Consider the following 13,268-nt stretch of genomic DNA (forward strand, 5'->3'; position numbering starts at 1 on the left):
TGACATACCGTTACCCATATCAGAATTGTTTACTTTATCGCTTACAGGGAGGAATATACATCAATGGAAAGGAACTCGATACTCTAACAAGAAGCATCAAAGGCAAGTGGCTGGATACAGTCGAGTTTACGACAAGAAACGTCAACTGATACAACGGTATGGAAAGGTTATAGAGGGAGAGTTAACGAGGTTTGAAATTGTTTATGTACCAGACGAGAAGAGACCACTTGAAGCTATCGTACAATTTCCACCCCAATTCAACAGACTTTACCTGTGTGCTCATTTGACTTGTACTGAACAACTAAAACCCAAGCTACACTGTTCAAAGGAACCCGATATTATAACGGCAAGCATCAGCGACAGGAGGATGGCTATTGTCGGGTGTATGACAAGAAGCGTCAGTTGATGGAGACTGGGCGGCAGGGAATCAAGGGGGAGCAAATGAGGATGGAGATTGTATATGCTCCGAAGGGGAAGGAATCGCTTGCTTCATTGGTTCAATATCCACCTAAGTTTAACAGCAAGTATCTATGTGCTGTGCTGACGAACTTGTCCCAGTTCACCCCGAAGGTGGGTAACTTGTTCAGGAGATTCAGCAAGGTTAATCTCTGCCGCAGAATACGATCCCTTATTACCGTAAGCAAATTCAGGGACAAATGAAAACTCAGGATGTTATTGACCTGAATGAAGTAGCGTCAGAGAAATGGCAGGAAGCGATAACTCTCCCCTGTGCCATTTTATCCGCTAAGGTTAGTCAACTTCCAATACAAGAAGTTCGTTCAAGCTGATATTAAGTTACGGCATATCTGGTACAAGAAGGCGGAGCAGGGCGGCTATACCGGAAGGAGAGCCACCTTTGGCTACAAGGCAAAGAAACGTCAGAAGTACATCCAAGTGGATGAAAGACAAGCCTTAACCGTCCGCAAAGTATTTTAGGAACCATTAAGGCATGTGATTATGATCCGTCGATTACCAGTAGAAGCATACCACTAGTGCAGAATGAAACGTATAAGTTGCTACTACGGACGGCAATGGAAAAAGGGGAGAAGGGAGCCTGGGCAAAAGGCCAACTGGAAGGCATTCAAACCACCATGGAACAGATGATTGCTACTGGAGTAAGTTTGGGTGTACATGTGATGACAAACCAAGGTGGAAAGGCTTGGGGAGATGTTATGAAATTGACTTCATCAGTCGCCCAACTGGATTCCTATAATCTGTTTAGAAAGAATAAAACGGAGGAACAAGCAAAACCCGAGGATTCTAAAAATGCCTTTTATAAATCGATAGACAGTTTTAAAGAGATTGGAACGGGTTTTGTAGGGACATTAAGAACTCGTGCGGATAAAGCGACAGACTCCCCCTATGACTTTTTCAACTGGTTAACATTAGGGATAACAGGAGATATTCCGGTCGGGATATATGAAGCAGCCAAAGATCGATCAGAGCATATGTTTGATTCAAAGGAGAAGTTTGCGGATTGGTTAACACTGGGGACAGTGGAGATGGCGAAAGGAGCATTTAATCCAGACGAAGCATGGTCAGCGGATCATTGGCTCAATAGTCTGGGAATGGTAACGTTGTTGTATGGTCCGGCAGAAAAATCTTTATTATCCACAGAAGGCGGATTGCTAAAGCCAAAGCTTCCAAAAGAAATAGATCTAGTGCAAGAGACTATTGATTTTAAATTATGGGAATAAATTCATGTTAGTGGACAAAATAAATTAACCACTGATGGATTAAGAATTATGAGTATCAGAGACATAAAGAAGTTTAAAAGCGAAATGAATTTAAATAATATAAAAGTTATTATGGATAAGAAGGGAACTTTCTACCTGAAAAGGCTGTGGGAGGTTTCAATCCAAATACTGGACAGATCGTATTAAGACCTGAGGCTTCTTACTTATGTGTAGTTCATGAATCTTATCACGCTAAGCACTTTGGAGAACTTGGAAAAGAAAATTATATGAAATTATCGACTTTGATAAAGGAAGAGTATGTTTATAGAGAAATTATGAAAAATAAAGGTGAATTTAGTATTGAAGAAATATATGAAGCACAAAGATATATATTCAAACTAAGGAACGGACAATGGCCTTTATCGAATTGGAAAGGATTTGATGAATAATGCAAGAAAGAATAAATACTAATCTAACAGCTAACCAAGCTTTGGAGATAGCTCGAGATTATAAGGATAAGTTTAAACTGTATGGAGTTATACATGATGATATAGAAAAGTCTGTTAGATTTTATAATGAGTTTTATAGAATTAAGGGTTGTGTGTGGCTTGTTTTGGCGGATATAACTCCTAAAGATTATGAAGGTGATGACGAAATTACTTTCGTGGTTTCTGATGAAGACAGTGCTGTTGATCATGTGCTAGATCATAATGGGATACCTCAACGTTATCATATACCAAGCGATAGAAATTATAGCAATGAAGAGTTTGAAGCTATCTTTGATGAAGATCATGATGAGTAAAAGAGTCTAAACTCGAGGGGAATCAATCATTTGCCGACTCAATCCATCATTCGAACAATGACACATATATCTCATATATTACCTATATAAAGATTTTTACTATTTCGTGTGTACGCACAATAATGCTTGAGATTTTATAACCTAATTAACACTAAAGCGTTACATAGAACAGGTCGATTATGGTCAGATACCACCATGATTGGCTTGTTTTTTTATATTCATTTTCCGGTGTCGTAGCTTGCGGGTCCATCCAATATCCCTCACAAATAAAGATTTCAAAGGAGTAAAGCACCCCTAAAAGGCTTTACTCCTTTTTAACATTTAGTCTAAGCTATGTTATTATTACCTTATATTTTCCTATAAATAACAAATTATAGAGTTTGGAGGTTTATGAATGAGAAGTAAGCGTAAATTGATAATGCTGTTATTGTTTGCTTTGACGATTATACTTTCAGCATGTAATGATAAAAAAGCTGCGATATTATCCATGGATGAAATACGAGATCTAGCTCAGCAAGGCGAGGCGTTGTCGTGGAAGGATTTTGAAGGTTATCCCTTTGAAGATGTCGGTTCAGGCTTGTACATCCGTAAATATGAAATTAATGAAAACTACCATGTGCTGGTGGGTGGGGGAAGTGTTGATGCAGCTCCTCTGTATATAAATCTTGTCAAAAGAAACGGAGAAAAGATCGATATCCGTTATGATGACATCGATCATTTTATCCTCAATTAAATGAGGGGTTTTTAGGCTATTCAAATCTTATTCCGTTAGATAATTCATCCAGACGCTCCCAGTCGAGTACAACAATTTCTTGCTTAACTTTATTTAAAATTTCCATGTCGGTGAGCCGCTGAATGACACGGTTTAAATGGCGGGGAGTAGTCCCAATTAACGAAGCTATATCTGGGATATAGGGTGTCTGAATTTCTTTTCCAAACTCACGTTGGAGTTGAATGGTCAATAAATAACTTGCAAACCTTTCTTCTACAGAGCCCAGCAAGTTCGTTCGGGATGCGGATGTGCAGGTTAGAAGCTTGTAGGAGAGATGTTTCAGCAACAAGTCTTTAAACCTGTGGTTATCCATTAGGTCAGACTCAACCTTTTGTTTCGGGATAAATAAGAGGCTGGTTTGTTGTACCGCTTCAACTTGGGATTGGATCACAACTTCCTGCACGTATTCAATATCCCCGAATAATGACAAGGGTGAGCAGAAACGTAATAACAAGGATTTTCCCGTCCCCACACTAGAAGAAACCTTGGTACGCCCCTCCACTTGAAAATAAATTCCGTCCAGCTCATCCCCCTCACGCAAAATGATTTCATCCTGCTCATAGACAAGTAACTGGATTAAAGCATGTGTTGACGTTGTGAATACTTGGTCTAGATTAAATTGTGTAATGTAATGTGATATCAGATTTGGATCGTGAATAGATTTCATCGTTTACTCCTTTTTGGACATCGGTCCTTTCCATTATATCTGAACTCGTTAATATAGAGAAAAAGGGGAGGTTATTAACTGTGAAATTTATTTTTGATTTAGATGGGACGATTTGTTTTAACGGCAAACCTTTGAGTGAATTTATTGTACAAGCCTTGGATTCTCTAATTGAAAAAGGACATGAGGTTATTTTTGCGTCAGCCCGGCCTATTCGTGATTTATTGCCTGTGTTGCCTGCTCGTATGCATCATTTTTCTATGGTTGGCGGGAATGGCGCGTTTATTGCAAAGGGTGGAGAGGTTATTTCGACGATACATTTTGACCCACAGACTGCGGATAACATCCTGAATTTGATTGAAGAATTTGATGCAACTTATTTGATTGATAGTCATTGGGACTATGCATATTCGGGTTCTGCGAACCATCCCATCCGGAGAAATGTAGATCCAGAACAACGCGCCAAAAATGTAACTCCATCAGAGCTGGATGAGATTGTGAAGGTAGTTATTTTGAGCAGTCTGAACGGGGAACAACTTATACATAAGCTGCAAAATCTGCCGATTGTGATCTACCAGCATGGACAAGAAGATATTATGGATATAAGTCCACAAGGTGTGAACAAATGGACAGGACTAAAGAGATTAGGCATAGAACCGCAGCAATTTATTGCTTTTGGTAACGATGCTAATGATATAGAAATGTTTAGACATTCCGCACATTCGGTTTGTGTTGGCGATCATATAACCTTGGGAGAAGTTGCAACGGAAAAGGTTAGTAGCGGTGAAGAGCAGATTGTTAGAAAAATAATGGAGCTGGTGCGAGGTCTGCGATAATTGTTGGGATGGTGATCACCAGCTCAGAGGTCATTGTTGTGGACTGTATAGTCGCTATTTCAGGATTTAGCTTCATTAGGCGGAGTGTTCGGACTCAGGAGGCGTTATCTAGTCAGAAGACAGCGGTTTTTGCACAAAAACAACTCAATAACGACTCGGGGGTTCGAATAACCTCATTTCTGTCTATTTCGAAGCCAATAAGGTCATTTGAGTCCGATGGTAGGAGGTTGGTCGCTATTTGCAACAAAAAACCTGCCATAAAATCAGCAGGTTTTTTGCATGGATGAGCAGAAATAAGTGTGATAACTATTCTAGATAAGTTCTTGGCGGTGATTTAAATAACGATATAAAACACAACCGGATATCGCGCATATAGCTGCACATAAGCCGATAAAACCATACCCAGCTTGAAGACCACGTAGCAAGCCAGTTTGTGTTTCTGCTCCGTAAAGCCTCTTTACACCTTCGATCACTGCACCTATGGCATAGTTGCCAATCACGCTACCGACTCCCATTAGTGTAACTGTAAAGGTGATGGCAGTGTCACTGCCATGCGGATACCTTTTTGCGATAAACGCCATAACGGTCGGATAAATCATAGCGATACCTATGCCTGCTGCTGCGAATAGAAACGCGAGCTGTTCCCCACCTAAAATAGCAGCAAACGTACATAAGGCAGAGAAGGCTGAAAAGATAATAAGCGATAGATTGAAACCAATCTTATCTGTAACCGGCCCCAGCAGGAGCCTTGCTAGCGAGAAGCAGAGAAAAAAGGTGGACAACATACCAGAAGCTGTAACTGTATCCCACAAGTATGCTTTTTCCAAAAAATTCACTAGCCATCCACCTACTGCAAGCTCTGACACTACACCGAAAGAAAGAATAAGCACCATCAGCCATAAAGCGGGATCGCGGACCAACGTTTTTAAAGAGATCCGGTCCTCTTGCGGAAGATCATCACCCGGAAATGTACTGCGCAAGGCAGATAGAATAGGCAGTAAAGATAAGCTTAGCATAATCAGATACATTCCGCGCCAGTCGAGTGGATGGCCAAATATACTTACCGACATGAGTCCTGTTGCCAGCAGTGGAGCTAAGGTTGAACTAAATCCGTAGAAAAAATGGGATAAGTTCATCATCGTCCCGGTATTTTTTACGAAGATGCGTGCTCCCAAAATGGCAAGACCAATCTCGAGCATTCCGTTTCCGATGTACATCAGGAAATAAGAAGCTGAGAAGAAGGGATAGCTGTGGGAGATATAGATTAACACTCCTGAGAATATCATGGATGCAAAAGCAATAATACTGACAGCCTTGATCCCCCACTTCCGAACCAATACAGCTGTAAAGGAGCAGGCGATCAAATAACCTAATGCATTTAGGGATAAAAGGGTGCCGAGCTGTTTCTCGTCCAGATTAAAGTCGAATTGGATTCGCGGAATGGCAGGTCCTTTAATATTTTCCGATATGCCAAACACTATAAATCCTAAAAAGATGGTTGCCAACTGCATGGCGTAAATCTTGTTAAATCCCCCGAAGCGCTTTTTCAAATTGAGATCCTCCCAGAACGGGTTACTTTATTGCTCAATGTCTCTGTAATACTCTTCTTTAAGTTTTTCCCAGTGTTGCTTATCGTCGTCGGTGATTGCTCTTAATACCTTGCATGGGTTACCCACCGCAATTACATTGTCAGGGATATCCTTAGTCACGACTGAACCTGCACCGATGATTACATTGTTGCCGATTTTTACCCCAGGATTAATTACTGCGTTTCCACCAACCCACACGTTGTTTCCTATGGTAATCGGTGTACCGAATTCAAGCATACTAATACGCACGTCCGCATCTATGGGGTGACCAGCAGTATATACACCTACTCTAGGTCCAAAGAGAACATTGTTACCAATCGTTACTTTAGCTACATCAAGGATAATGCAGTCAAAATTAGCGTAGAAGTTATTGCCAACGGTAATATTACTGCCGTAATCACAACGGAAAGGAGGTTCAACATATAATGACTCTCCTGTAGACTCAAATAATTGCTTGAGTAGTTCTACTCTATATTCACCTTGTTCTTCCGTCGTATTGTTAAATAAACGAGTGAGCATTCTGGATCTTTTGTTATCCTTTGCTAATTCTTTACCGCCTGCCATATATAGCTTTCCTGCAATCATGTTTTCTTTGTTTGTTGCCATTTGTAGTTCCTCCTGAAGTATATGTTAGTTTTATGTTTACCGGCGCTTCTCAACCAGCTGCAACGAATAGGTTAAGCTTTCCAGTGTGATCGCAATTAATCCGTTCATGTAATGATCATCAGGTTGATCCAGCACAATTAAGTGAGGCATATGCTCCTCTGGAATCACTTCCAGACAACGTTGATAAATCGGCCGTACATTCTCTTGTTTGACTTGCTCTCCTGTGAGAGCTATGGTCTCTGGATTAATAATTGCAATCAGGGACGATATAGTGTGAGCCGCCAAAGGGATGAAGGTATCCGTGTGGTCCAAGCTACTCAATTGCTGTTCACGCGAGATTCCAAACGGTAAAAAAGAGACTTCACCAGCAAATCTGGTATTACCTTTGTGGATATGCCCGTCGATCATAATCCCGGCGCCTGGAAAAGCTCCTTTGATAAAGGTTACCACGACAATGGTTTTATCCTCTTCATAATCCTGCTGTTTATAGAACCCGTAAACGGTCAGATTCATATCATTTTCAATCGTGACTTCAAGCTCGTATTTTTCTCTGAGTAGTGATTCTAAGGGAGCATTAATTAACTCTTTAATGTCACAGATATTAATGACACCTTGGTGAGCAAGGCCGGGAATCCCAATCCCTACTGCCTTGATGTTGTTATATTGTTGGATAAGCGTATCCAGCAGATGGTCGATGGCTGCAGTATCTATGTACTCTAATTCCATCCATCCATGATCCACACGATCACCAACTGAATTGGTCACCGCATAGGTTATGGATTTCTGGCCATCCTCAATTTTGGCATAGATACATGCAATATAGGAAAAATCAGCGTTATATATAAATCGTCTGGCCGGTCGGCCTCCATTTGAAGCCTCCAGTTCAGTCTCAATGACTTCACCAGTCTCGAGAAGTTCATTCAGGATATTTCCGCAGGTAGCAATACTTAATCCGGTGGCACTTGCAATCGTGGATTTGGTTCCTTCCTTCATCGATTTCAAGGCCTGCTTGATAAGCTCCTGATTTATCTTTTTAACACGAATAGAATTGTTTGCGATTTGGTTTATTTTATTCACCTCTAGACTTTTGAAAATGGTTATTAAAAGTATTATCAATACTATAACTTGGCTCTATATAATTGTCTAGCAATCGACAGTTTTTTATTATGGATTTTTTTGAACGAACATGTGGCTTTCAATCAACCTGCGGTGTCTAATTAAAGGTAAGGTCAAGAGGAGGTTCACCATTTACGAAGATTTTCACAAAAAGACCACTTGTAAAGAGTGTACACTATGGAAATTAATAGAATTAATGTTATATAATTCACTAAGATACAAGCTAAAAATGTTCACTCACAATTTGAACCGGGGACATAATCTAGGGAAAATTTATATTCGGCCAGCCAGAACCTTCTGGTTGGTCTTTTTAATGTGATGCGTCTACTTCGTAGGCGATTTCGTTATATTTAGTAGATTGGTAGATTGGTAGATTGGAGGGGAATTAAATCGGGGAGGACAAATGGGTCACAGAAGCGCAGCAGGGCAATGAGGCAGCGGTGGAATTATTAATTCGGCATACCTATAGTGATATTTATCGATTCATCAGATGGAAAATACATAATGACGAATTGGCCTGGGATCTTGCACAGACAGTGTATGAAAAAGCATGGGCCAAGCTTGACAGCTATCAAAATAAACAGGGGAGTTTCCGAGCTTGGTTGATGGCGATCGCGCGAAATGTCTGCATTGACTATTTTCGCAGCAAAGGTGCTCGGCAAGCAGAGTTGAATCAAAGCTTATCTGATGAAATCACAGTCGAAGGAGATTTTCTTGAAGGAATATTACTTCGTGAAGAGGTTAAGCAGGTATACGCCGCGATTTACTCACTGCCAGAGGAACAGAGGGATGCGCTCTTGTTAAGGTATAAATATGAATTTACGTTTACAGAAATAGCTGCCGTAACTGATGAACCTGAATCTACTGTGAAGTCAAGGGTAAGCCGATCGCTGATTAAATTACGTGATTTACTAAGCTATTCCAAGCAAGAGGACATATCCCAACCCCTAAAGAAAGGAGCAGGAAAATGAGGGTTAAACGTAACCATCAAGATTACCTCAATCTGAATTTACAGGATGAGATGACAGCAGAGTCTGTAGAGGAGATCGTGAATTATATCAGGTGCATTCCTGAACCGCCACGCCTTGACGGTTTTGCAGAAGAAGCCATGAGCAGGTGGAGAAAATCCAAGCGGGCTTTACCTGCGCCAGTACCACCCGTTCCTCTATTTGCACGGCAACAGCTGAGGATTCTTTTTTCACAGGGATGGTGGAAAGAGGTTGTGCTTGGTGTGATCTTGTTTGTAGTAGGATATTTGGTGCTGAGTGTTATGGAGATTGTTAGCCCTATGTTCATTCTGTCCATCGTGGGTTGTATTCCTTTACTGGTGGTCGTCTCTCATACGGCTCGGAATACGCTCTGTGGAATGGGAGAACTCGCACGTAGTTTTAGAATTCCGTTGCATCGGTATGTGCAAGCTCGGTTCCTTATGGCAGGGGTGATCTCACTACTGATTAACGTTAGTGTAACTGCTATGGTAACCCCGGTAGGGGGAACGGAGTTTATGCTGCGTATGACCCTGCTATGGTGCATCCCGATCCTAAACAATGCGGCGGTAGCGTTAGTATTATCCACGCTGATACGTAATTTTAGACAATTAACGACCGTACTCTTCATGTTGCCTCTCTTTTGGATGATTTTATTTTCCGGAGAATTTGCAGTGAGATGGACGATGTCGGTCGAGTTATTTTGGTTAATGGGACTGGGCGTTCTGTCGGCAGTGGTATTTAGCCTAGCCATGAGGTTTCAATCCAGAATATTGAGCAGGGGAGGGTTTCTGATTGGAGCTTAAACTATGTAATATTGTACATGATTTCGGCAAAAAGCGAATTTTAAATACGATCAACCTTTCTATGTCACCTGGTGTGTATGGTCTTCTAGGACCTAACGGAACAGGAAAAACGACATTGATGCGTATTGTTGCAGATATTCTGTATCCGACTCGTGGAAATGTACTTTTAGATGGACAAAACAAGGATGATATGGGGGATCAGTACCGGGCTCAGATAGGTTATTTACCGCAGGAACTGGGGATGTACAATCATTTTTCAGCTCGCGATTTCTTGTATTATGTTGCTGCCCTAAAGGGGTTGACCAAGAAGGAGGCGAGTGATCGTATAGAGGTTCTTGCTCAAATGGTTAATCTATCCGGAGAAATGGATAAAAAATGTGGTAAGTATTCCGGCGGGATGAAACGTAGACTCGGTATCGCTCAAGCATTGCTTAATAATCCGGGCATCCTCATTCTGGATGAGCCCACAGCAGGACTTGACCCCTCGGAACGCGTAAGATTTCGAAATTTAATTTCTGAAATATCAAATGAGCGCATCGTTATTTTGTCTACTCATATCGTTTCTGATGTTGATCATATAGCTAAACAGGTGCTACTGATGGGGCGAGGAGAGTTACTTCGTCAAGGAACAATTAAGGAGTTGATCAATGAATTGCAAGGAGAGGTTTGGGAGGCACATGTCCCCGGGCGGTTGCTGGCTCAAATCGAAGAGAATGGAACTGTAGTGAATGTGCAGCAGACAGATACTGGACTAGTGGTTCGGGTAGTCAGCAAGACTTTGCCAGTTGAGAATGCACTGATGGTGAATCCTTCATTAGAAGATGTATATATGCATTATTTTCGGAGGGGATGACACACATGAAACGTCTGGTGATGTTTGAATTACGTAAAATTATGATTCCCAGAGTCTGGATTTCTATAGCTGGAAGTATTGCATTAGCCATTTTTTGTTTTGTTAGTTTCTACCCATCCGGTACGGATAGTCTATTGGTTGTAAACAAGGAAAAGCCTGAAGCTATCGCCGCTCATCTAGGACCGATTCAACCAGATTTAGCTTTGAAATACGCACCTAGACTCAAAGAAGAATATGCTGAAGACAGCGCTTGGCCCAAAGAGGAGAAGATGAAACGAATTCTGGAGCAACACTATGCTGGTACAGCTTATATGATAGATCAATTCAACAAAAATTTAACAGAGCTGAGAGAGCAGAAGGTTTTAATGGAGAGGCAAGAACCAGGATCTTATGCGCTAAGAGATGTTACTAAAAAGCTCTCCATGCTGGAGGAGGGAAAACCACGGGGGTTTTATGTAACTGAGGACTGGGACTTATTACATATATTTTTTTCGAGCTCGCCTGGCGTCGGGGATCTTTTGATCGGTCTTATTCTAGTATTTGCACTGGCCTCCCTGTTCTCCGGCGAGGAAAACTATAGAATGGATGCACTTATTCTATCTAGTAAATACGGAAGGTTGAAGATTGTTGCGGCAAAACTATTAGCTGGATTTATAGTTACGTTTAGCTGGGTTACTCTTTTTTACGGGATTTGCACATTGCTGGCCTGTTTACCGTTCGGCTTCGTGGGTTGGAATGCCCCGCTGAATAGTTACTTTTATTTTGATGAGACTCCATATGCCTTAACCCAGCTGCAGGGATTTGCCGTGAAATATGCTGTAACCTTGCTGGCTGCATGTGGTCTTTTGTTATTGACAGCGCTGATATCCGCTTTGTGTCGGAGTAGCTTAAGCAGTCTTGGACTGGCAGCATTCTTAGTTATTCTTCCCCTTTTCTCTTTGCCTGGAATGTTGGGCAAAATAATCTCTTTTTTGCCGTCAGGTGTAATGGTTAGCAGATCCTTAATCGAAAAATATGTATCCTATAACATTTTTGGCATCCCTATATTACATCTACCCTTGTCAATCCTTTCGGTGATAATTATAGGTATAATTGCTATAATGCTTATCCCCAAAGCTTTCGAACGTCGATTAAAGGTCTAAGTAGTAGGTAGGTTAAGATCGTTCCCACTATGAAGGGGAGCGATCTTTTTTGGCTTTTCTTGTGAAAAAGGAGAGCAGTATATTTACGAATCAGACTTTTTACCCGATAGTTAAGATAAAGGGTTAATCACGATAAACCTGACAAAGAGAGCAGGAACCCCTTACCGATAAGAACGAAAGGGATTATTAAATTGAAGATAATGAAGCTATTGGTACTAGGTCTTATCTCAGGGACAATTGTAACATGCGGCAACGTGAGTTATAGAGTTCATGCTGACACGACAACGTACGAGAATACAGGGACATATGAAGAAGTGGAAGAGGACGGTGAGGAGGATCCGGCATATTCACTGTTCACTGACATTCAAGGTCACTGGTCCGAGCCTTGGGTGCGCTGGGCGTTGGGCAACCAATTGATGGTTGGTTATGATGATGGGAGCTTTCGACCGGATCAGCCGATTACGGAAGCAGAATTTTTGAAATTATTTTATCTTTCTTTCGGCTATCCAAAGGCTACTAGCATAGGCGAAGAATGGACAGCAGCACCGTATAGAATGGCTAAGTGGTGGAATCATCCAGTTACTGGACTACAATATCCAGTGGCAAGATCGGCTCCAATCACCAGAATGGCCGCCGCAAGGTTAGTTGTATCTGGTCTAGGGATGAATTACAACGACACGGATTCCGTGGTTTATTTGCTGGGTAACTCTCTACTTCCACTTCCCGGAGAGCCAACGCTAGTAGGTTTCAAAGGAAATCTCCCGCTTACAAGAGCAGAGGCTATACAATGGATGAGAATGCTCAAGCTTAAGGGAATATATACTGTAATTTCTCGTCCAGAAGAACGATCGGATCGGAGTCTATTACCGTCATTACCGGAACAGGGTACAGGCTTGAAGGATTTTATAGCGGTTCCTGTAACTGATCGTGATTTCGGAATAGCGGATAGTGGGCGTAATCTTTTTATAGATTTTGGGAGTTCAAGAATGTTAATAGAGGAACATTACGGGGATTCAACAGGTCAAGATGTATTCAATAATGAAATGTATAAAGAAGTATCTGTACATTATGATACCGAAGGTCGGCTGAACGCTTGGAAAATAGACAAAGATAATGAGCGCATTGATCCAATCCACATAGGTACATTGAACAATATTCGACCTGGGATAAGTACATTGGAAGATGTGCTAAAGGCATACGGTACATACGTTGCAGTGGATAACGAATACGGGATTATAGTGAGTTACTGGTTTGAGAACAAGGGTGGAGTGTATGAGCCCCGATTGTCACCTTTTGAAATGGATAATATGGAGGGTGGGTTCTATATAGGCTTCATTATTGACAAACAATCTCTGAAAGTTCAAACCATACTCATTTCTACAGCTCAGCAGGCAATGAATCCTACGGATATATAGGAATT

Annotated in this window: 14 protein-coding genes and 1 pseudogene; 11 read left to right on the forward strand and 4 right to left on the reverse strand. The window is 41.4% G+C overall.

The genetic code is table 11. The annotated features are described in order from the left end of the window. Positions 1 to 381 precede the first annotated feature (381 nt). The 5 genes and pseudogenes from NST58_RS09935 to NST58_RS09955 all read left to right on the forward strand — a co-directional run bounded on the left by NST58_RS09935 (position 382) and on the right by NST58_RS09955 (position 3,211). On the forward strand, positions 382 to 660 hold the full coding sequence (locus NST58_RS09935) for a hypothetical protein (RefSeq protein ID WP_076305698.1): 279 nt from the start codon (positions 382 to 384) through the stop codon (positions 658 to 660). Between the two features lie 332 nt (positions 661 to 992). Then, positions 993 to 1,697 (forward strand): hypothetical protein, encoded by a 705-nt coding sequence (locus tag NST58_RS09940; RefSeq protein ID WP_339247553.1) that lies wholly within the window; start codon positions 993 to 995, stop codon positions 1,695 to 1,697. Positions 1,698 to 1,745: 48 nt separating this feature from the next. Continuing rightward, a pseudogene (locus tag NST58_RS09945) lies at positions 1,746 to 2,125 on the forward strand (zincin-like metallopeptidase toxin domain-containing protein). Continuing rightward, entirely contained in the window at positions 2,125 to 2,478 is a 354-nt protein-coding gene (locus NST58_RS09950) for a hypothetical protein (RefSeq protein WP_081388431.1), read from the forward strand. Before NST58_RS09945 ends, NST58_RS09950 begins: the two are co-directional and overlap by 1 nt. 394 nt (positions 2,479 to 2,872) lie before the next feature. Beyond that, positions 2,873 to 3,211 (forward strand): hypothetical protein, encoded by a 339-nt coding sequence (locus tag NST58_RS09955; RefSeq protein WP_076191088.1) that lies wholly within the window; start codon positions 2,873 to 2,875, stop codon positions 3,209 to 3,211. A 16-nt stretch (positions 3,212 to 3,227) separates the two neighbouring features. Here the strand turns inward: NST58_RS09955 and NST58_RS09960 are convergent, their stop codons facing one another. Then, positions 3,228 to 3,917, reverse strand: coding sequence for a Crp/Fnr family transcriptional regulator (locus NST58_RS09960; protein ID WP_339247557.1), 690 nt, complete (start codon positions 3,915 to 3,917; stop codon positions 3,228 to 3,230). Positions 3,918 to 3,997: 80 nt separating this feature from the next. On the opposite strand from NST58_RS09960, the gene NST58_RS09965 reads away from it, so the two are divergent. After that, entirely contained in the window at positions 3,998 to 4,750 is a 753-nt protein-coding gene (locus NST58_RS09965; protein WP_339247559.1) for an HAD-IIB family hydrolase, read from the forward strand. 311 nt (positions 4,751 to 5,061) lie between these two features. Here NST58_RS09965 and NST58_RS09970 read toward each other — a convergent pair whose 3' ends face one another. From NST58_RS09970 to NST58_RS09980, 3 genes are all read right to left on the reverse strand, one after another. Next, a complete protein-coding gene (locus NST58_RS09970) occupies positions 5,062 to 6,261 on the reverse strand; it encodes an MFS transporter (RefSeq protein WP_076125131.1) in 1,200 nt (399 codons plus the stop codon). 66 nt (positions 6,262 to 6,327) lie between these two features. Then, on the reverse strand, positions 6,328 to 6,945 hold the full coding sequence (locus NST58_RS09975; protein WP_076124819.1) for a sugar O-acetyltransferase: 618 nt from the start codon (positions 6,943 to 6,945) through the stop codon (positions 6,328 to 6,330). Between the two features lie 36 nt (positions 6,946 to 6,981). After that, positions 6,982 to 7,890, reverse strand: coding sequence for an ROK family protein (locus NST58_RS09980; RefSeq protein ID WP_339248758.1), 909 nt, complete (start codon positions 7,888 to 7,890; stop codon positions 6,982 to 6,984). Between the two features lie 611 nt (positions 7,891 to 8,501). On the opposite strand from NST58_RS09980, the gene NST58_RS09985 reads away from it, so the two are divergent. The 5 genes from NST58_RS09985 to NST58_RS10005 all read left to right on the forward strand — a co-directional run bounded on the left by NST58_RS09985 (position 8,502) and on the right by NST58_RS10005 (position 13,263). Next, positions 8,502 to 9,032: an RNA polymerase sigma factor gene (locus tag NST58_RS09985; protein ID WP_339247563.1), complete on the forward strand. Its 531-nt coding sequence runs from the start codon at positions 8,502 to 8,504 to the stop codon at positions 9,030 to 9,032. Beyond that, complete coding sequence (locus NST58_RS09990) at positions 9,029 to 9,853, forward strand: hypothetical protein (RefSeq protein WP_076187116.1); 825 nt, start codon at positions 9,029 to 9,031, stop codon at positions 9,851 to 9,853. Before NST58_RS09985 ends, NST58_RS09990 begins: the two co-directional genes overlap by 4 nt. Further along, the gene (locus tag NST58_RS09995; protein WP_339247566.1) at positions 9,843 to 10,706 is read left to right on the forward strand and encodes an ABC transporter ATP-binding protein; all 864 of its coding nucleotides are present in this window, start codon (positions 9,843 to 9,845) and stop codon (positions 10,704 to 10,706) included. The genes NST58_RS09990 and NST58_RS09995 overlap by 11 nt, the downstream gene beginning before the upstream one ends. Positions 10,707 to 10,711: 5 nt before the next feature. Further along, positions 10,712 to 11,848, forward strand: a complete 1,137-nt coding sequence (locus tag NST58_RS10000) for a hypothetical protein (protein ID WP_339247569.1) — start codon at positions 10,712 to 10,714, stop codon at positions 11,846 to 11,848. 200 nt (positions 11,849 to 12,048) lie between these two features. After that, entirely contained in the window at positions 12,049 to 13,263 is a 1,215-nt protein-coding gene (locus NST58_RS10005) for an S-layer homology domain-containing protein (protein ID WP_339248759.1), read from the forward strand. Positions 13,264 to 13,268: the final 5 nt, after the last annotated feature.

The organism is Paenibacillus sp. FSL R10-2796 (genome assembly GCF_037965315.1).
Classification (GTDB): domain Bacteria; phylum Bacillota; class Bacilli; order Paenibacillales; family Paenibacillaceae; genus Paenibacillus_AQ; species Paenibacillus_AQ odorifer.